This is a genomic window from Aquimarina sp. KJ22-3 (assembly GCF_055808215.1).
In genome coordinates, this window is record NZ_CM147859.1 from 3,920,937 (window position 1) to 3,941,145 (window position 20,209).

At 35.2% G+C, this 20,209-nt stretch carries 25 protein-coding genes; 15 read left to right on the forward strand and 10 right to left on the reverse strand.

Annotated features, from left to right (window positions below):
* Window positions 1-127 precede the first annotated feature (127 nt).
* The 9 genes from AC0L3Q_RS18045 to AC0L3Q_RS18085 all read right to left on the reverse strand — a co-directional run bounded on the left by AC0L3Q_RS18045 (window position 128) and on the right by AC0L3Q_RS18085 (window position 6,473).
* Entirely contained in the window at window positions 128-682 is a 555-nt protein-coding gene (locus AC0L3Q_RS18045; protein ID WP_473281653.1) for a hypothetical protein, read from the reverse strand.
* A gap of 126 nt (window positions 683-808) precedes the next feature.
* A complete protein-coding gene (locus AC0L3Q_RS18050; RefSeq protein ID WP_473281655.1) occupies window positions 809-1,573 on the reverse strand; it encodes a DUF3667 domain-containing protein in 765 nt (254 codons plus the stop codon).
* A gap of 118 nt (window positions 1,574-1,691) precedes the next feature.
* A complete protein-coding gene (locus AC0L3Q_RS18055; RefSeq protein ID WP_473281656.1) occupies window positions 1,692-2,450 on the reverse strand; it encodes an NYN domain-containing protein in 759 nt (252 codons plus the stop codon).
* A gap of 82 nt (window positions 2,451-2,532) precedes the next feature.
* Window positions 2,533-3,408 (reverse strand): hypothetical protein, encoded by an 876-nt coding sequence (locus AC0L3Q_RS18060; RefSeq protein ID WP_473281658.1) that lies wholly within the window; start codon window positions 3,406-3,408, stop codon window positions 2,533-2,535.
* A gap of 26 nt (window positions 3,409-3,434) precedes the next feature.
* A complete protein-coding gene (locus tag AC0L3Q_RS18065; protein WP_473281660.1) occupies window positions 3,435-4,142 on the reverse strand; it encodes a hypothetical protein in 708 nt (235 codons plus the stop codon).
* Between the two features lie 310 nt (window positions 4,143-4,452).
* On the reverse strand, window positions 4,453-4,851 hold the full coding sequence (locus AC0L3Q_RS18070) for a rhodanese-like domain-containing protein (protein WP_473281662.1): 399 nt from the start codon (window positions 4,849-4,851) through the stop codon (window positions 4,453-4,455).
* A 2-nt stretch (window positions 4,852-4,853) separates the two neighbouring features.
* The gene (locus tag AC0L3Q_RS18075) at window positions 4,854-5,168 is read right to left on the reverse strand and encodes a rhodanese-like domain-containing protein (RefSeq protein WP_073317524.1); all 315 of its coding nucleotides are present in this window, start codon (window positions 5,166-5,168) and stop codon (window positions 4,854-4,856) included.
* A 119-nt stretch (window positions 5,169-5,287) separates the two neighbouring features.
* Complete coding sequence (locus AC0L3Q_RS18080; protein ID WP_473281664.1) at window positions 5,288-5,914, reverse strand: thioredoxin family protein; 627 nt, start codon at window positions 5,912-5,914, stop codon at window positions 5,288-5,290.
* Window positions 5,915-5,951: 37 nt separating this feature from the next.
* Window positions 5,952-6,473 (reverse strand): TlpA family protein disulfide reductase, encoded by a 522-nt coding sequence (locus tag AC0L3Q_RS18085; RefSeq protein WP_473281666.1) that lies wholly within the window; start codon window positions 6,471-6,473, stop codon window positions 5,952-5,954.
* A 212-nt stretch (window positions 6,474-6,685) separates the two neighbouring features.
* Here AC0L3Q_RS18085 and AC0L3Q_RS18090 point away from each other — a divergent pair, with 212 nt between their 5' ends.
* The 11 genes from AC0L3Q_RS18090 to AC0L3Q_RS18140 all read left to right on the forward strand — a co-directional run bounded on the left by AC0L3Q_RS18090 (window position 6,686) and on the right by AC0L3Q_RS18140 (window position 16,300).
* Window positions 6,686-7,171, forward strand: coding sequence for a MarR family winged helix-turn-helix transcriptional regulator (locus AC0L3Q_RS18090; RefSeq protein WP_473281668.1), 486 nt, complete (start codon window positions 6,686-6,688; stop codon window positions 7,169-7,171).
* Window positions 7,172-7,202: 31 nt separating this feature from the next.
* Window positions 7,203-7,769, forward strand: a complete 567-nt coding sequence (locus AC0L3Q_RS18095) for a YceI family protein (RefSeq protein ID WP_473281670.1) — start codon at window positions 7,203-7,205, stop codon at window positions 7,767-7,769.
* Between the two features lie 227 nt (window positions 7,770-7,996).
* Window positions 7,997-9,394, forward strand: coding sequence for an anthranilate synthase component I family protein (locus AC0L3Q_RS18100; protein WP_473281672.1), 1,398 nt, complete (start codon window positions 7,997-7,999; stop codon window positions 9,392-9,394).
* Window positions 9,395-9,426: 32 nt separating this feature from the next.
* Window positions 9,427-9,999: an anthranilate synthase component II gene (locus tag AC0L3Q_RS18105; protein WP_473281674.1), complete on the forward strand. Its 573-nt coding sequence runs from the start codon at window positions 9,427-9,429 to the stop codon at window positions 9,997-9,999.
* Between the two features lie 7 nt (window positions 10,000-10,006).
* Complete coding sequence (trpD, locus tag AC0L3Q_RS18110; protein ID WP_473281676.1) at window positions 10,007-11,002, forward strand: anthranilate phosphoribosyltransferase; 996 nt, start codon at window positions 10,007-10,009, stop codon at window positions 11,000-11,002.
* 2 nt (window positions 11,003-11,004) lie between these two features.
* Entirely contained in the window at window positions 11,005-11,790 is a 786-nt protein-coding gene (trpC, locus tag AC0L3Q_RS18115; RefSeq protein ID WP_473281678.1) for an indole-3-glycerol phosphate synthase TrpC, read from the forward strand.
* The gene (locus AC0L3Q_RS18120) at window positions 11,787-12,446 is read left to right on the forward strand and encodes a phosphoribosylanthranilate isomerase (RefSeq protein WP_473281680.1); all 660 of its coding nucleotides are present in this window, start codon (window positions 11,787-11,789) and stop codon (window positions 12,444-12,446) included. Before trpC ends, AC0L3Q_RS18120 begins: the two co-directional genes overlap by 4 nt.
* Complete coding sequence (gene trpB, locus AC0L3Q_RS18125; protein ID WP_073317500.1) at window positions 12,443-13,624, forward strand: tryptophan synthase subunit beta; 1,182 nt, start codon at window positions 12,443-12,445, stop codon at window positions 13,622-13,624. Before AC0L3Q_RS18120 ends, trpB begins: the two co-directional genes overlap by 4 nt.
* Window positions 13,625-13,653: 29 nt before the next feature.
* The gene (locus tag AC0L3Q_RS18130) at window positions 13,654-14,172 is read left to right on the forward strand and encodes a DinB family protein (RefSeq protein ID WP_473281682.1); all 519 of its coding nucleotides are present in this window, start codon (window positions 13,654-13,656) and stop codon (window positions 14,170-14,172) included.
* Between the two features lie 41 nt (window positions 14,173-14,213).
* Window positions 14,214-14,975, forward strand: a complete 762-nt coding sequence (gene trpA, locus AC0L3Q_RS18135; RefSeq protein ID WP_473281684.1) for a tryptophan synthase subunit alpha — start codon at window positions 14,214-14,216, stop codon at window positions 14,973-14,975.
* Window positions 14,976-15,172: 197 nt separating this feature from the next.
* Window positions 15,173-16,300: a glycerophosphodiester phosphodiesterase gene (locus tag AC0L3Q_RS18140; RefSeq protein WP_473281686.1), complete on the forward strand. Its 1,128-nt coding sequence runs from the start codon at window positions 15,173-15,175 to the stop codon at window positions 16,298-16,300.
* A 70-nt stretch (window positions 16,301-16,370) separates the two neighbouring features.
* Here AC0L3Q_RS18140 and AC0L3Q_RS18145 read toward each other — a convergent pair whose 3' ends face one another.
* The gene (locus AC0L3Q_RS18145; protein WP_473281688.1) at window positions 16,371-17,132 is read right to left on the reverse strand and encodes a hypothetical protein; all 762 of its coding nucleotides are present in this window, start codon (window positions 17,130-17,132) and stop codon (window positions 16,371-16,373) included.
* 311 nt (window positions 17,133-17,443) lie between these two features.
* Here AC0L3Q_RS18145 and AC0L3Q_RS18150 point away from each other — a divergent pair, with 311 nt between their 5' ends.
* The 4 genes from AC0L3Q_RS18150 to AC0L3Q_RS18165 are packed head-to-tail and all read left to right on the forward strand — an operon-like array spanning window position 17,444 to window position 20,173.
* A complete protein-coding gene (locus AC0L3Q_RS18150; RefSeq protein ID WP_473281690.1) occupies window positions 17,444-18,115 on the forward strand; it encodes a hypothetical protein in 672 nt (223 codons plus the stop codon).
* 9 nt (window positions 18,116-18,124) lie between these two features.
* Window positions 18,125-18,778 (forward strand): hypothetical protein, encoded by a 654-nt coding sequence (locus AC0L3Q_RS18155; RefSeq protein WP_473281692.1) that lies wholly within the window; start codon window positions 18,125-18,127, stop codon window positions 18,776-18,778.
* Window positions 18,754-19,536 (forward strand): sensor histidine kinase, encoded by a 783-nt coding sequence (locus tag AC0L3Q_RS18160; protein WP_473281694.1) that lies wholly within the window; start codon window positions 18,754-18,756, stop codon window positions 19,534-19,536. The genes AC0L3Q_RS18155 and AC0L3Q_RS18160 overlap by 25 nt, the downstream gene beginning before the upstream one ends.
* A complete protein-coding gene (locus tag AC0L3Q_RS18165; protein ID WP_473281695.1) occupies window positions 19,526-20,173 on the forward strand; it encodes a response regulator transcription factor in 648 nt (215 codons plus the stop codon). Before AC0L3Q_RS18160 ends, AC0L3Q_RS18165 begins: the two co-directional genes overlap by 11 nt.
* Window positions 20,174-20,209 lie beyond the last annotated feature (36 nt).

Sequence of the window (20,209 nt, forward strand, 5' to 3'; positions counted from 1 at the left end):
ACCGGCAGGCAGTTTTGTGCATTGGTTACTAACTTTCTTTCTGCAAACATTGTGCCTTACCAAAAACATAAGAACCAATCGATTAATCACTTTACTGCTACAACCTTATATAGTACTATTGCAGGTTTTATAAATTTTCTTTCCAGTTTTCGTTATGTTTTTTAATTGGGGTAATAGAGGTATAACCAGAATCGTAAATCAAATTCATGTCTCTGTTAGAGTAAAATTTAAGATCATACGCTAACACACATCCTATGAGTATTTCTTCTGGAATGAGGTTGTCAGCAATCTCAATTACAAATTTATTACCCTTAACCCCTGTTTTCTTATTCTTATCAAAATACCCAACTTGTTTATCATCAGTTAATATTGAAACTAAATGTCCTTGTTGAGGAAAGAAGCTAATTTTTTTGGATTGATAAAATAGATTATGCTCTAAAAATGAATCACTTTTAAATTCATAATTTGAAGTTTTATAGTTCAGATAAAATTGTAACAAATTAGAGTTAGATCTTTTGTCTACAACTTTTAGCACTTTGTTTTTATTCAGATCATAAACTTCAGTTTTGATATAGGGTAATAAAACATTAGATTTTGAACGATATTTTAGTTCTCCATTGACCTTAATATCATACTTAAGTCTGATGAAGCCTTTTTTGGATTTATTAATATTGATTATCATTTCTTATTCCTCAATCAGATATAACAGCCTCGACTATGATTCCACAACAATATCCAATTCTTTGATTTATACTTTTATTTTGGTGTGGTACAAAACCACAATAAATCATAGTCATTATTATGTTTACTATTCTTTTAAAATTATTGCCGCAAAAACCAATACCCCCAGAAAAAGCATAATTATCATGTAAAATACGATGTAAGTTAGTACTAATCGAAGTGCTGTATAAATTTTATTTTCTGTTTGATAAAACTGGATAAAAGTCCAAAATCTGTAGACAATAGATATAACAAAAGCCAAAGTCACTCCTAAGTCACTTTGCTTCACTACAAAATCAAAAATGGTGAAGAATGCATAAAAAATAGTTTGTTGCCCTCCTATATAGGAATTGATTATCATATGCTCCAGGAAGTTTTGTTTTCTTCCATAAAAAGATATGTACGATGCGATTGATAAAGCTGGTATAAGAAGGAGATTAGAATACGCGAAGTTATTCGTAAACCATTCGGTTGAGAATTCTAAAATTACAGCATTATGTAAGTGGTCAGATTGGCTTTCTGCTCCCTGTCGAAATCCTGAAATAGCATTTTCTAAAAGTGTAGTAGCTCCTAGTATTTTAGTAATTAAAAAATAAAAAGTGGATAATAATAGAATAAAAGCAATGGGTTTGAAATAATATTTACGTTGCCCATTTAAAAACTCTCTAATTGCATGGCCAGGTCTTATGATTAAGCTTTTGATCGTATAAAAAAGGCCACGATTAACTTGAAAAACACTCTCCGAAATTTCTTCAACGAAGCTGGAAAAGGTTAACCTGTCTACTCTGATGTGTTGTCCACATACATTGCAATATTTTCCTTCAAAAGAATTTCCACAATTTTTACATTTCATTTCCCAATATTAAAAGCAATGTTTTGTATATAGTTTGTTATGGCAAGTGGTTAACTTAAATCTCGCAACAGCCCTAAAGATAGCAAAGCTGTGTAAAACTCGCCTAAAGACTAGATTACTAAGATTTCTTAGCTCTTGTTATATGCTTTTCTTTTATTTTAACATAAATCAGTTTGCTTCGTCCTCTAGGGTTTTCACGTTGTTCTATTTCAAACTTGTTAATTGATTTAATCAGTGGTGTGAGTTTTTCAAACCCATAATTTCTCGAGTCAAAATTGGGGCGTTTTTTCTGGATTAAACTTCCAACATCTCCAAGGAAAGCCCATCCTTCCTCATCCGACAAATCATTGATTGAAGATGAAATTAAATTAACCTCTTTATTGGTGATTTTATCTACTGAAGATTTAGTCGTTTCTTTCGCATCTGTTTTATCCTCAGATTGTTTCCTAAGAATTTCTATGTAAATAAACTTATCACATGCAACAATGAACGGGTTAGGTGTCTTTTTCTCTCCTATTCCGATAACTAACATTCCTGCTTCTCTAAGTCGTGTAGCCAAACGAGTAAAATCACTATCACTAGAAACAAGACAAAATCCATTAACTTTTCCACTATAAAGAATGTCCATCGCATCTATTATCATAGCAGAATCTGTTGCATTTTTTCCCGTTGTGTATCCATATTGTTGAATTGGAGTAATCGCATTTTCTAATAGCAAATTTTTCCATTTAGTCAACCCTGGTCTCGTCCAATCACCGTAGATTCTTTTAATTGTTGGATTACCATATTTGGCAATCTCCTCCATCATTTCTTTCACATTGGCTGATGGTATATTGTCACCGTCTATTAGAACGGCTATATTTATATTCTGAGTCATTTATTTCTTTCTATTGTGATTTGTATGTAACGGTTTCGTGTAACCATCAGTTTTAAATTTTGTTATACATTGTTGTAAATAGTTATTTTATCATAGCTTTTAAGGATTTTTCTATTCTAGGAGCATGACTAGCTCCCATGGTAACGAATACCGTTTCTCCTTTATTTACTAATTCAAAAATTGTTTGAATCATATGAAAGTCCCTAGATAAATTAGAAGAATTTGCTATATCACTAAGGTAGCCTTTTGGCCAACCATATTCGTCAGAATAATCTCGCCAATTGATTTTAGGAAAATCTTTCTGCCAGATACCATCTAACTCTTTCCAGGACTTATAGATTCCTTTGATATGTTTATAATTTGTTCTACTTTCTAGATAAGATTGTAACTTATCTTCTGGGTTTTCTGGTTTTCCATGTCTCATGTTACTGAAATAAGGGCGAAATGAATAAAACATAGCGATTTGTTCAACAGAAAATTCTTTCATTAGAATCTCAATTTCGTTATCTCTAGTTGGTTCCCACGTAAATAAATCAACCCTATTTTTCTTTGACAATTTAGAAACCAAGCCTCCTTCTCCATATTTCTCAATAGGATCTTGAAACCATGTAAATAAAAAACCAAGTCTTCCTTCAACAAGTGAAACAGTAGGATTGGTTTCATTCCATACACTTCTTATTGTATCGAACTGAGGATGATTTTTATCTGTTATATGTTCTACTCCAAGAATGTGAACTTCTCCTCCCGAAGACGAATAGATAGAATATATATATGGTCTCCTATGCGTTTGCCAAATTTCTTCATAGGCTTTCATATCCATTATCGGCTCTTTTATTTCACTGATTTGTTGAACTGTATAGAAACTGGGAGATTTCCAAATTACATCACAGACAAATAATATTATTGCAATTAATATAAATACGCCTATGCCAATTGAAATTTTTTTAACTGTTTTCATAATTATTTACAACGGTTTAACTGCCTTTAATGAAGTTTGCACGGTGTCGGTAGCCGCTTAATATTTATCCCAGTCTTTAATAATGAAGCTGTTTTTTTCTGTTCAGGTCTAAGCAAGGAATCTAGATAGTAACGATGAAAGTACCCATTTAAAACGACGATTCTTTTTCCTCTAAACTCATCAGTAAAGTGTAGAATATTTTTAGCCATTGTTCTATTTCTCAAATCCCAAAATTCAGAAGCTCTTTTATAACCTTCAAGATAACTGATGCTATCAACTTCATTTTTAACATAATATGTGTTAGAGAAAATCGGATATTCATCCATGATATCTAAAAGCTTTTTATATTGATACTCTTGTCTGATTTGAGCAATTTTATCTGTTTTCGAATTATTAAAAGCTTTTGCTCCTAGATATGCAAATGAATTAAGACTGTCATTTACTTCAAGGAATTCTTTATAAATTTTGTTATTAGATGAATCCAATAAATTGTTTTTGTACAAGCTATCTAAAAGATTGGATGCTTTGCTATCTGTTGGACGTGAACCGATTTCTATTCGGTATTCATTTCTTCCTGTGAACTCATATGGTCGAACATCCACATCAAAATTGTTCATATACTTTATAGTTGCAATATTTTCATTGCTTTCCCATGTCTTTTTGAATTTAAAGTCTTGAGTGAAAAAAGTAGAATCGACTTCAAATAGTATTAAATCAGGTTGAATTTTCTTCAAGATGTTGTATAGACTGTCCGAATTAAAATTTTCGACAGGTTGATGAACGGTTCCCAGTAAGATTAAATCTGTTTGTTCCTCGCTACAAGATTGAAAAATAAGAAACTGACATAGTAGGATTAAAGCTAAAAAAATCTCTTCATTCTGATTTGTTCTTAATGGTTACCAACGTATGTTTATAATTACAATAGATAACTATGTGTCCTAAATATAGAAAATATATTACCTAATTCTACAAAAAGATTTTAGCGTCTAAAAACAAAAAACCACCAAAATTGGTGGTTTTCTATAGTATCATATGAAAGATAAGTTATTTTACTACCTTTTTTCCGTTAAATTTCCATTCGGTAATACCGCCATCCAGATCATAAATCTTGGTAAAGCCTGCTTTTTTCATAAACGAAGAACACTTACCACTTCTACCGCCTTTGCCACAGTATACCGCCACAGGCTTAGTTTTGTCAACCTTGGCAATTAACTCTTCAAAGTTTTCATTTCGAAAATCGATATTGATGGCACTTTCGATATGCCCTTGGGCAAACTCTTGTGGGGTTCGTACATCGATCAGCTTTACTTCTCCCAGTTTCAACAACGAATCCATTTCCTCTACAGTAATGAGTTCTACTGTAGTACCATCATCAGATGAATTATTACATCCAATAAGGGTAAGAGCAAAGATGAGTGCTAATGTGAGTATTCTAAATTTCATATTTATTCAGCGGTTTCTCCGTCCCAATTCATAAAACCTCCTAACAGATTATACGTGGTCCCGAATCCCATCTGATCCATCAAGGTACAAGCCTGTGCACTACGTCCTCCAGATCGGCAATACACATAATAATTTTTGGATTTATCGAGTTGACCTACTTCATCCAAAAACCCCTGACCTTTTCTGATATCAATATTAATCATGTTAGGGATATAACCATCTTCTACTTCTTCTTCGGTTCTAACATCTAAAATTACTGCATTATCATCTTTGGAGATCAAGTCTTGCCACTCTTCTTGGGTAATGTCTGCTGCCATTATAAAATTGTTTATACTAAAATTGGACTGTTATTTTTTATATTCCTTACAAATATAACAGTCCTTATTGAATTGTATTGCGTAAAATACATTCAATTCGATAAACTTTGTACGAAGATTTACGCTTTGATACTGCAACCAATCGCTTTGGTTACTTCTACTGGAACTTTATTCCCGCTTAAAAGTGCATTCACCGCATCTTCTACATATTTCTTGTCTGCCGAAGAAGCATCTTTATAGTTATTATCGATAGCACCAATGTATCTCACGATGTTCCCGTTCCCGGTTTTTTCTAGTACGTATACGTGAGGGGTTTTGGTAGCCCCATATTGTGGGTAGATTTTTTGTCCGTCGTCAAACAAATACGGGAAAGTAAACCCTTTTTCCTTTGCACGAACTTTCATATTGTCAAAACTATCATCAGGATAGGCTTTCGGATTGTTTGGATTGATAGCAATAACGGGATATCCTTTGTCTTTAAACATTTTATCCAACTCAATAATTCTATCCTCATAGGCCACCGAGTACGGACAGTGGTTACAAGTAAAGATCACGATAAACCCTTTGGCATCTTTATAATTTGCCAAAGAAACCATAGCATCATCTATGTTTTTTAATTCAAAATCTGTCGCAACATCTCCAACTGCATAACCTCCTGTGGTGGGAGGATTCGAAACTTTATCTATAGCAAAAGCGCTAATTGCTATTATAAAAGCCACTCCGACAAGAATTTTTAACGTTTTCATGAGTAATTGTTTTTGTTATCTATCTATCAATTTATGCTTATAATATTTTTTTCAATTCCTTTTCCAGCTCATTATAGGTAAATGAACGTTCATAGAAATTAACAGTGTTTCCTTTATATATAATCGTTGCAGGTATAGAACCCGACCAATTTTTATTCACTTTAGGAATCCAACTATTGGCATCTGGATCATCTAACAAGATAACCTTGCTCTCTATCTTTTGCTTCCTTAAAAATGGTACCAATTTCGTCTCCACTTGTTTTGGTAAATCCAAGCTTACCAGGATCACCTCCACTTCATTATCAGGGTATCTACTATTGATTAATTCAAAATAAGGCAATTCCGCCACACAAGGCTTACACCAGGTTGCCCAAAAATTAATGACTCTGGTTTTTCCATCGTTTATGGATAACAAGGGTTTAAAACTTTCAAAATCATACATCGGTATTTCAACCCCTTTACTCTTGTATACATCTGTTGCATCAAGGGCAACGTTCTGCTCGCCCTTGCAATTGACAAGAGTAACTAGAAAAACAAGATATATAGCATATTTTGGCATAATACGAATTTATCAAAACCGCTAATTAACTAAAAGAAAATTAACAAGGTTTCTGTCTTTTATCTAAATATTTTCAGAATTTTTTACAAATGTTTAACCCCTTGCAAATAGCATTCATGCCGCAATATTATCCATTTAAAAGCTTCTAAAATTGAACTTTAACAAAGAATTAATATCAATTTATAATTTCTAAAACATCTATTCTTTTACATTTGTACATACAAATATTGTATAGACAAGTGAATATCGAAAAGATCATAAAAACAGAAGCCGAACTACCGCTTTCTCGTAAAGCAATAGTAAATCTTTTGTATACCGAAAACTGGGTGAGAGACAAAATTAACCTCGAACTAAAGACTTATGATATTTCTATCCAACAATTCAACGTATTGCGAATTTTAAGAGGACAAAAAGGGAAACCTGCCAACCTAAGCACCATACAAGAACGAATGGTAAGCAAGATGAGTAATACCACCCGATTGGTGGATAAATTGATTCAGAGAGAATATGTAACCCGTGCTACCTGCCCTTCTAACCGAAGAAAAGTAGAAATTCATATTACTGAAAAAGGAAAAACGTTTCTAGACAAAGTAAGTCCCGCGATGCATAATTTTGAAACCGAACTAACATCTACACTCAGTGAAGAAGATCTAGTTACTCTCAATACACTTTTAAACAAACTTAGAACATCAATTTAAATTATTATATAACATCAAATTTTTAAAAATCATGAAAACTAAACTTAAATCATTCATCGTAGCTTTTGCTATCATTGCAACTTCTTCTGTATTTGCTCAGAAAAAAGCAGTAGATGCTTCAAAAAGTACCATCGAATGGACTGGAAAAAAAATCACAGGACAACATACCGGTACCTTAAATTTATCTGATGGATATTTGGTATTTGAAAACAACACCATTACTGGCGGAGAATTTACCGTAGATATGACTTCTCTACAAGTAACAGATCTTGAAGCTGGAAAAGGAAAAGAAAAATTAGAAGGACATTTGAACTCTGATGATTTCTTTGGTGTACAAAATCACAAAACGTCTAAACTAGTGATTACTAAAGCTAAAAAAACCAGTGATGGGTACAAGATTGCTGCAGATCTAACGATCAAAGGTAAAACAAATCCAATTCAATTCAATCTTGCTGTAACTGGTGATACTGCTTCTACTACTCTATCTGTAGATAGAACAAAATACGGTATCAAGTATGGATCAGGAAGTTTTTTCGACAATTTAGGAGACAAAGCGATCAATGATGAGTTCGAATTGGCAGTAAATTTAAAAATGTAATTTTTTGTTGTTTCGAATTATAATTAATTTATATATTTGATCCCATAAAGAGCAAATATGAAATTATTCTTATCAAATAACTGGTGGTGGTCTTCACGAAACGTAAACGTCGTGAAATAGCCCTGTTATTGTGTTAAGTAACCATACAAAAAAGGCTTGTCATTCACGACAAGCCTTTTTTTATTGCTTAAAAACTAAAGTCGAAAACAAAACCACATGATGCAAAAATGAGTTATACATTAACCACACATTACAAGCAAATCTTAGCAGATACCATTACTCCGGTAAGTGTTTATCTTAAAATCAGAGATCGTTTCCCAAATAGTTTACTGTTAGAAAGTAGTGATTACAGAGGTAATGAAAACAGTTTCTCCTATATCTGTTGTAACCCGATTGCAAGTATCAAAATTGAAAATGAGGTAATCTACCAATCTTTTCCAGATAAAAGCACAGCAGAAATCCCCATTACAGTAGCTACCAATGTTCCGCAGATCATTGAACAATTTGGTCAGCAGTTTTCGACTTCCAAAAGTGATTTCAAATTCATTAATAATGGCCTTTTTGGCTATATCGCCTACGATGCGGTACGATATTTTGAAGACATTTCGATTTCCAAAAAAGAAGGTGGGCTTCACATTCCTGATATGCACTACTCAGTATATCAAAATATTATTGCCATCAACCATTTTAATAACGAGGCCTACATATTCGCACATTGCTATGATTCTGAAAGTAACATTTCAGAAATAGAATCTCTTCTCAACGTAAAGAACTTTGCATCCTATAATTTTACGACTGTTGGAGAAACGACTTCTAATTTGGATGATGAACAATACAAAGAACATGTTACACTGGCCAAAAAACACTGTCAACGTGGTGACGTTTTTCAACTCGTATTATCCAAACGTTTTTCTCAAAAATTTAAAGGTGACGAGTTCAATGTATATCGAGCATTACGCAGCATTAACCCCTCTCCCTACCTATTCTATTTTGACTACGGTAACTTCAAAATATTTGGAAGTTCCCCAGAAGCTCAGTTGGTGGTAAAAGAAGGGATTGCAGAAATACATCCTATTGCCGGAACTTTCAAAAGAACTGGTAATGATGAGCAAGATGCCGAATTAGCTAGAAAACTTTCAAAAGACGAAAAAGAAAATGCAGAACATGTGATGTTGGTAGATCTTGCTCGTAATGATTTGAGCCGTAATGGAAGTGATGTTACTGTAGAGACGTATCGCGAAGTTCAGTTTTACTCTCATGTTATCCATTTGGTGAGTAAGGTTACTGGCAAAAAACATGAAGAGACCACTACCATGCAGGTAGTAGCAGATACTTTCCCAGCAGGAACGCTTAGCGGTGCTCCAAAACACATGGCCATGCAACTTATCGAAAAATATGAAACCGTAAACCGGGATTTCTACGGCGGTGCTATTGGGTTTATGGATTTTGATGGAAATTTTAACCATGCCATTATGATTCGAACATTTTTGAGCAAGAATCATGAACTACATTGGCAAGCTGGTGCTGGATTGGTAAATGAATCCAACGAAGAAAGCGAATTACAAGAAGTATATAACAAGCTAGGCGCCCTTACAAAGGCCTTGCAACTAGCTGAAGAAATATAATGTTGAATCCATTAGGACAAAAAGAATATAAAATGAGTAAAAAAGTATTAGTAATAGACAACTACGATTCTTTTGTATACAATCTGGTGCATTATTTGGAAGATCTAGGTTGCGAGGTAACCGTAAAACGTAATGATCAACTACAATTAGATGATGTAGCGCCTTTTCAAAAAATATTACTTTCTCCCGGACCAGGAATACCTGATGAAGCCGGACTTTTGAAAGACATCATCCAATCCTATGCAAGCACCAAAAGTATTTTTGGAGTTTGCCTTGGCCAACAGGCCATAGGTGAAGTTTTTGGAGGTCGATTGATCAATCTTGATGAAGTATATCACGGTGTGGCTACCAATGTTACTTTGTCTGTAACCGACGAGCCTCTTTTTGAAGGTCTAGACTCCAATTTTGACGTAGGGCGATATCACTCCTGGGTAGTGGCAGATAATAACCTGCCCGATTGTCTGGAGGTGACTTCTTATGATCAAAATGGACAAATCATGTCGTTACGCCATAAAGAACTGGATGTACGTGGAGTGCAATTTCATCCTGAATCTGTGCTTACTCCAGACGGTAAAAAAATGTTAGAAAACTGGATTAATAATTAAATCAGCTATGAAGAAGTTACTTAATCGATTAATTAATCACGAAACCATCTCCAAAGAAGAAGCCAAGAGCGTTTTGGTCAATATCTCTAGAGGAGAATATAATCAAAGTCAGATCGCCTCTTTCCTAACGGTATTTATGATGCGTAGCATCACCATAGAAGAGCTGGAAGGTTTTAGAGATGCTCTGTTAGAACTGTGTATCCCGGTAGATTTTAGCGAGTACAATCCTATCGATCTATGTGGTACAGGAGGTGATGGGAAAGACACCTTCAACATCTCTACCCTATCCTCTTTTGTGTCTGCAGGAGCAGGTATCAAGGTGACCAAGCACGGAAACTATGGAGTATCTTCAAAATGTGGAAGTTCTAACGTCATGGAATATTTGGGGATTAAATTCAGTAATGACAAAGACTTTTTAAAACGAAGTATGGATGAAGCAGGAATCTGTGTATTACATGCACCACTATTTCACCCTGCGATGAAAAATGTAGCTCCGATCCGAAGAGAATTGGGGGTAAAAACGTTTTTTAACATGTTGGGACCTATGGTAAATCCGGCTTTTCCGAAAAATCAAATGGTGGGTGTATTTAATCTAGAATTGGCGAGAATGTATGGATATCTTTATCAAAATACCGATAAGAACTTTACTATCGTTCATGCATTAGATGGCTATGACGAGATTTCGCTGACCGGAAATACCAAAACGATTTCTAACCAAACCGAAGGGATGCTATCTCCTGAAGATTTTGGTGTGCCAGTTTTGAAACAAGAACAAATTCATGGTGGAGATTCGGTAGAAGAATCTGCGGAAATCTTCATGAATATCCTAAATGGAAAAGGAACTGAAGCTCAGAACAATGTAGTCTGCGCCAACGCCGGGATTGCCATTGCAACAGTCGAAGGCTTACAACCCAAAGAAGGATTTGAAAGAGCCAAAGAATCCTTGCTATCAGGAAAAGGTTTGGCAACGTTGAAAAAAGTACAGGAGCTTAGCAAAAATTAACAATGAATATATTAGATAAAATAGTAGCTGATAAGTACAAAGAGGTTGAGCTTAAAAAAAGCTTGATTCCTGTCTCGCAATTAGAATCTTCGGTATTATTTGACAAGCAAACCCACTCGCTAGCTACAGCATTACAAAGTAGCGATACTGGAATTATTGCAGAACATAAACGCAGATCTCCATCAAAATCCGTAATCAACCAAAAAGTAAGCGTGCAGGATGTTGCACAGGGTTATGAAACTGCTGGAGTATCGGGTATGTCTGTACTTACTGACGGCAAATATTTTGGAGGTTCTCTGGATGACCTACTACTAGCAAGATCAGCGGTAAATCTACCGTTGCTTCGCAAAGAGTTTATCATTGACGAATATCAGTTACTAGAAGCCAAAGCACATGGGGCTGACGTCATTCTATTGATCGCAGCGGTATTAGAACGAGAACAAATCAAACATCTATCTGAGTTTGCCAAAAGTCTGTCGCTGGATGTTTTACTCGAGGTTCACAATGAAGAAGAATTGCAAAAATCTATTATGCCGTCTCTGGATATGCTTGGAGTAAACAACAGAAACCTAAAAACATTTACGGTAAGTACCGATGTGAGTAAAACATTAAGTACACAAATACCGGATGATTTTGTAAAAGTTTCAGAAAGTGGAATTAGTAACATCGAAGCCATAAAAGATCTGCAACAGTACGGATATCAAGGCTTTTTGATTGGTGAAAACTTTATGAAAACGGAAAATCCAGGAGCTAGTGCTATCGAATTTATAAAAAACTTACAACCATGAAACTCAAAGTGTGCGGAATGAAATACTCGGATAATATCGAAGCCATCGCTGCTTTAGAACCCGATTATTTAGGCTTTATTTTTTATAATCGATCTCCAAGGAATTTTGATACTGAAATCCCAATGCTTCCAAACACAATCAAAAAAGTGGGAGTTTTTGTAGATAATACCATCCCAAATATTGTAGAAAAAGTAAAACAATTCAATTTCAGAGCAATACAATTACATGGAGACGAATCTGCAGCCTATTGCAAAGAACTAAAATCAAGTTTATCAGAACTAGATACTACTGTTGCTCTATGGAAAGTATTCTCCATCAAAGATGAATTCGATTTCTCCATCCTTGAGCCGTATGAAGATATTGTAGATTATTTCTTGTTTGATACTAAAGGAAAAGAAAAAGGAGGTAATGGCTATACTTTTGATTGGAATGTATTGAAAACATATGATTCTGAAACTCCATTTATTCTAAGTGGCGGAATTGGTCTTGATGAAATTGAAAAAATACAGGAAATCTTAAAAACTGATTTACCTATTCATGCAATTGATGTAAACAGTAAGTTCGAAATCGATCCTGGATTGAAAGACGATGTTGCAGTAGAAAAATTTAAAAACCAACTAACCCTTATCTCTAGGGATCAAAAAATAAAACTATGAGTTATCAAGTAAATGAAAAAGGATATTATGGTGATTTTGGAGGCGCGTACATCCCAGAAATGTTATATCCTAATGTAGAAGAATTACGTACCCAATACTTAGATATTATGAACGACCCTTCTTTTAAGGAAGAGTTCGATCAGTTACTAAAAGATTACGTAGGTCGTCCTTCACCTTTGTACTTTGCAAAAAGACTTTCAGAAAAACACAATACCAAAGTATACCTGAAACGTGAAGACTTAAATCATACCGGGGCTCATAAGGTCAATAATACTATTGGTCAGATATTAGTAGCCAAAAAGCTTGGTAAAAATAGAATCATTGCCGAGACCGGAGCAGGACAACACGGAGTAGCTACAGCTACAGTTTGTGCACTTATGGGAATACAATGTGTGGTATATATGGGCGAGATTGATATTAAACGTCAGGCGCCGAATGTAGCCCGTATGAAAATGCTGGGAGCCGAAGTAAGACCCGCAAAATCTGGTAGCAAAACCCTAAAAGATGCCACCAACGAAGCGATTCGAGATTGGATCAATAATCCAGTAGATACGCACTACATCATTGGTTCTGCTATAGGACCTCATCCATATCCTGATATGGTGACCCGTTTTCAATCTGTTATTTCTGAAGAAATCAAATGGCAACTTAAGGAAAAAGAAGGAAGAGAAAATCCTGATTATGTTGTGGCTTGTATTGGAGGAGGAAGTAATGCCGCTGGTACCTACTATCACTTTTTGGATGAGCCAAGTGTGGGTATCATCGCGGTCGAAGCTGCCGGTAAAGGTGTAGATAGTGGAGAAAGCGCAGCAACTTCACAATTGGGTAAAGAAGGAATCATTCATGGATGCAAAACGTTACTAATGCAAACTGCAGACGGACAAATAACAGAACCTTACTCTATTTCTGCTGGATTGGATTACCCTGGTGTAGGGCCATTGCATTCCCATTTGTATCGTACAGGAAGAGGAGAGTTTTACTCGGTTACCGATGATGATGCTATGGCTGCCGGATTGGAGTTATCCCAATTAGAAGGGATCATACCTGCCATAGAGACCTCTCATGCATTAGCGATATTTAATGATAAAAAGTTCAAACCAGAGGATGTGGTGGTGATCAGTCTTTCGGGAAGAGGTGATAAAGATTTGAATACATATATTGATTATTTTAGACTATAAATAAAGTACAATCAAATATTCACACAATTATGGATACGATTTCGGTATTGGTTACACAGACAAAAAGTGCATACGAATGGTTTAATAAACTGGCGCTATCCGTTCCCAAAGATGAATGGGAGTACTCACCTAACGTTATGGAAACTAACATTGCCTGGCAAGTTGGGCATCAAATTATTAGCTATTACTATCATAGTATACTATCAATAACTGGTCATCAACCAGACGTTTTTGAGCAAGTGCCTATCCGAAAATATGCAGACTGGTATACTTTTAAATCCACAGCATCACAGACTAATGATAAAGATACTGTAGGAAATCTGGAGAAAAACTTGCTTTTCATGCAAGCTAAATCTCTGGAAATCATACAAAACTTGTCTCCAGATGATCTTGACAAGCCATTAGAACCTTTGGATCAACCTCATCCGGTTGCCAAAACCAAATTTGAAGCCATCGATTGGAACATCAAGCACACCCTATGGCACTGCGGACAAATTGCGATGCTGAAACGAGTAATGAATAATCCATATAGTTTTGGACTAAATTAACAACGTGTTCCTCTATATAGAGCAACTCGAAACTTATAACAATGAATAGAATCAAAGAAAAATTAGCTGAGAATAAGAAGTTATTATCTATATATTTTACCGCAGGGTATCCATCATTGCACGATACAGCTCAAATCATCCAGGATCTTGAAAAAAATGGTGTTGATATGATAGAAATCGGATTACCTTTTAGTGATCCTTTGGCAGATGGTCCTACCATTCAGGAAAGCTCTACTATTGCCCTAAAAAATGGGATGACTACTACCCTATTGTTTGAGCAATTAAAAGACATCCGGAAAACCGTAAATATCCCATTGATTATCATGGGATACTTCAATCCTATGATGCAATACGGTGTAGAAGCTTTTTGTGCAAAATGCCAAGAAATCGGAATCGATGGATTAATCATTCCCGATTTACCAGTAGCCGAATATCACGAGCACTACCAAGAGACATTTGAGAAATACGGGTTAATCAATGTGTTTTTGATCACCCCGCAAACTTCAGAAGAAAGAATTCGATTTATCGATAGCGTTTCTAATGGATTTATTTATATGGTAAGCTCTGCAAGTACTACAGGTGCAAAAAATACTTTTGGAGATGTACAGCAACAATATTTTGAACGTATCGATGCTTTAGCCCTCAAAAACCCACAGATTGTTGGTTTTGGAATAAGTAATAATGAAACCTTTACTCAGGCCACAAAGACGGCAAAAGGTGCGATTATTGGTTCGGCTTTCATAAAGCATTTGACCAGCAATGGAGTGGATACCATCAACCAGTTTATCGAAGAAATCAGATAACTATTAGGAGCGAAATTAGATAAATGGTTTCGCTCCTATGCTTTTGTACTTCACGTTAAAATATACACAGTTCATAAAACTTAACGTTCTTATCCTTTTCTTGACCATAGAGTAATACCTACTTCACAATTTCATAATTTCAGTTTCATTTCTTGTCCAACGTTTACTAACTTAAAACCCAAGAAATGATAAAACACATGTCCACCGTATTTAGCCTTATTACCTTTATGATGATAACCTCCTGCGATCTTATCGATGACAACTCCGGTAATCCCGGACCTGATAACGATCTGCCTATCGTGATTGCACATCGAGGAGCACAGTCTGTACTCCCAGAACATACGCTTGAAGGATATATCAAAGCATCAGAATGGGATGCAGATTTTATTGAACCCGATTTGGTGCTAACCAAAGACGGACATTTGGTAGCTAGACATGAACCAATGTTATCCGGTACTACCAACGTTGCAGATCTTCCAGAATTTGCACACTTAAAGACAACCAAAAACCTAGATGGTAAAATGGTAACCGATTGGTTTGCTTCTGACTTTACCCTGGAGGAAATCAAAACTTTAAGAGCCAAACAAGCATTTAGCGGAAGACCGACAAACTTTGATAACCTTTTTGAAATCCCAACTTTTGAAGAGGTGATACAATTGGCAAAAGCACAATCCCTGGCAAGAGGAAAAGTATTAGGGATCTATCCTGAAATCAAGCACCCTTTATTTCACAATGAAATATTCGGAGCGTATTTTATGGAAGACCAACTGTTGAAAGCTCTTTCTAAAGCGCATTGGAATCACAAAAATGCACCAGTATTTGTACAATGTTTTGAGGTAGCGCCATTGCAATACATCAACTCAAAATCTACGGTAAAATTGGTACAGCTTATCTCCACCTACAATATCAACAAAGATGGATCTTTAGACTATAATGTACCCGATGGAGACTTCATCTCCTATGGTTCTCCCTATGATTTTTTCGTAAATGGAGATGACAGAACCTACGAGTTTTTTACTACAGAAGAAGGAATGAAGTTTACAGCTACCTATGCAGATGGCATTGGCCCGTGGAAACCTTTTATCATTTCCTATAGAACCGAAGACTCTGGAGAGCTAACTTTACTAGAGCCAACAGACTTTATAGATCTTGCACACGACAATGACTTACTCGTACATCCATACACGTTTAGAAATGAAAATACGCAATGGAGTCAGGGTAATCCTGAAGCAGAATATCACTTGTTTTTTGATGCAGGTGTAGATGGTGTATTTTCGGATTATACAGACGAAGCTGTTCAAGCCGTTAGCACTTGGGAGGATTAGACATAAGAATCACTTCATAAAATAAAACCGGGAAGAAAACTTCCCGGTTTCTCTTTTTGTAGCCCCAATTTTAACAAACTGATCCGCAAAAGCGATTAAATGAATGTGCAACTCCAGACCCTAAGGCTCTTAGAATACACCAAAACATCCCCCATCCGTTTGATAAATTCGAAAATATACATCCTATTACCTTTGGTATGCTTCTGAATACACCCCATCCAAGAATTTTCCAACCGTTTCTCCAAACACAATTCACACAATCCCAAAATCCTTTTTGAGCTGCATAGTCCGTATACATTAACCCTTTCATGGTTGACATATACAACAACATTGTGTTTCTATCAAAAGTGTTTAGTTCTCTGTTTTCTTTGATTACTCCTTCAAAGGCGGTAAGTGTTTCTATCGCCTCTTCAAAAGTAGTAGCAGTAACCATTTGTGCATCCAACTCTGTAAACAACTCCAATTGAACTGTAGAATACACCCCTGTTTCCTGCAATACAGCTGTAAATTCTTCTACTGATGCTTCTGGATTTCTAATAATTTCTTCGGTTACCAGATAATATTCTCGTGTATCAATTGGTTTTTCTCCTTTGTACACCAAATAATCATTCACGATAGAATGATCTACCTCATCTGGCCCGTCATAATCCTGTAGTGCTTTAACCAGACTAATATTCTTGGTTTCCTCGATAAAGGATTTCTCTATAGAAGAAATTTCATCTAAAGAAAGTTCTTCTATCTTCGCAAAATCAAATTCTGCATCCCCCCTATTGTGATTTACTTTGGTTTCTTCCTTAAAGCTATCCGATGAATCTTTCTCACAACTTAGCAAGAAAAAAAGCTTGCGATAATAGGTACAATTAAAAATTTTAGATTTTTCATAATTAATGGTTTTAAGATTGCCTACTCTTACGATTTTCGGCTTCCTCGATCTTTATGCATTCCGATACTTTTTGTTAACAGGACAAAATTCAATCATTTTGCTGATCGCAGGCAACGCTCAAAAACCTTAATTCTCTATTTGATCAACCTCAAATTTTAGGTTGTTTAACCCTATCAATTTAGGTTGATTTTTGGACTCAATACTTCCTTAGATTTTCGTTATTTGTAAAACCAATATGTTAACTCTTTAAAACCTAAAAAATGATTTCAACAATACTTTTAGTTGCTGTTACAGCAGGCTTTGCATCTTATGTTTATTATAACCCACCAAAGAGATCGCAATCCAACTCTTCGAATCAAAATACAATTTGTATGGACTATTCTGGTGAACCTTTGAATACCCTAAATGTGGATTTAGTGCATGCTATGACTAATGGGTATCGACAAAATCAGCTTCGGTTCATAAAAACAGTAATGCAAGAAGACGCTCACTCTATTTGGTTTGATTTGGAGACCTTAAAAAAGTTTTTATACCAAGTTGAAAAGAACACCGATAGCAGTGCCAGAGAAGAAAGGAGCTTAGGTATTCGAATTTATTATTCCAGATATCCGAATAATGGCACCTGGGAGAAAAAATATCCAGACTTAAGAGATCTTGCAAGAAGTGAATTGACAAAAAAGTTTGAAGAACATCATACACTGGTACTGGTCCCTACTATACAAAATGGAAAAACCCATATTGATTTTCACCCCTTGGACGTAAGAACATACGGGGAAAAAATGAGTGAATTTCCAGAATATCAGTCTACAAATACAGTAACCTCAATCTTTGCCTTGACTTCTACTAAACGATCAAGTGCTTCAGGTAATATTTCTGCACAAAATCACGGAAGTCTTATCCCTCCTGCTGATGGATCTGGAGAGTCTTTTTAATCTCACATTATGCCAGACTACTTTTACATCTTAAAACCTATCCTGCTATTGTCTGAGATTATGGCTGCAGTAGTAGGATTGGTTTATGTATCTAAATTGAAAAATAGTCGTTGGAGGTTTTTTATTTATTACCTAATTTTTATAGCTGCTCAGGAGACTTTTTGGCATTTTGATTTTGGAATAGAAGCTAAACTAAAACAAATGTATTATGCCTATATAGGTATTCCTATACAGTATATTTTCCTGTATTGGCTCTATGGAGTACAATCTTTGAATAATAGAAAGCTATTTACCATATGTATCAGCATATATTTATTGACCTATCTCCCTATAGAGTTGTTCTTTAAAAAGCTCGAAGTTGTGTATTCTTTAAATCCGTCTGTGGGTACCCTATTTTTGATCGTCTTTGTAATACTAGAATTTTTAAAGCAAATCAAAGATGATAGTATTCTACACTTTAGGGATAATAAGATGTTTTACATAAATTTGGGAGTCATCATGCTTTACGTAGGCACTTACCCCTTATTTTGCTTTTACGGTTTATTGCGAAATCACTACAGAGAAATCTGGGAATTGTATTTCGCTTATTTTTTGATAGCTAATATTATCATGTACACACTATTTGCAATCTCGTTTATATGGGGGAAACATCATTCAAAATAATGCTAGCACTCTTTAATGTGATCTTTCTTGCATTTATTGCAGGCATTATCATATTTATCTATCAATATCAGGTAAAAAAGAAAAAGCACTATCAACAACTATTGCACAAAGATGAAACCCACAAAAAAGAGATCCTTAAAGTACAGATGGAAATTCAAACCAATACCATGAATCACATAGGTCAGGAAATTCATGACAGTGTTGGACAGAAGCTTACATTAGCCAGTTTATATATCAAACAATTACCTATCGATCAATTAGAACAACACACTACCTCTATACAATCGATAAACGACCTCGTAGATCATTCGTTGGAAGAACTTCGACAAATTTCCAGATCCTTGGCGCAAAGTAACCTCAAAAATCAAAGTATTGTCGACTTACTCGAACAACTAAGCGGTAGGGTCAATCACTTGAACAAGTGCAATGTTAAATTTGAGTATCCTCAACCAATCAACATACATTCCGTCGCTGTCAAAACCGTCATCTATCGTATTGCTCAAGAATTTATTCAAAATAGCATCAAACATGCCAAGTGCTCCTTAATCACCATCAAACTAACTCAATATACCGATAAGATTGTACTGTATTTAGAAGACAATGGGATTGGATTTGACATGGGTAGTGTTACCAATGGAGGAATCGGAATCAGCAATTTCGAAAAAAGAGCAAAATGGATTGGGGCTACACTACATTATGATAGCGAAATTGATCATGGAACTCAATTAACTTTAGAAATACCAGAAAATGAATTATAATATTGTTATTGTTGATGATCACATACTTATTGCCAATGCTCTGGCAGAAATTATTTCAAAATTCAAAGATTTCAATGTGGTCTACACTTGCGAAAACGGGAAAGATTTACAGCAAAAAATCAACTCTACTATAAAACCGGATATTATATTACTCGATGTGAGTATGCCAGAAATGGATGGTTTTGAAACTGCCAAGTGGCTAAGCGAAACATACCCGGATATTTTGATCATGGCCTTAAGCATGCAAAATGACGATGCCAGCTTGATTAAAATGATCAAAAATGGAGCTAAAGGTTATATGCTAAAAAACATCCAACCTTTGGAATTAGAAATGTCTTTACAAAAACTGGTCAAAAGGGGAAGGTATTTCCCAGAATGGGCTTCTATAAAGGTTTTCGAAAGTTTAAACGATAAGGATGCTGATGACAAAAACAATATTAAATTATCCAATCGGGAGATTGAATTCCTTAAATATTCTACAACCGAGATGAGTTATAAAGAGATGGCAGAAAAAATGTTCTGCAGCCCTCGTACGGTTGAAAATTATAGGGATAGTTTATTTACCAAATTAGGTTTAAAAACAAGAGTAGGTTTGGCTGTTTATGCTATCAAAAATGGATTTGCTTTAGATGAATAACAGGCCAAAAGTCAATTTTCCCAATTATTTCGCTTG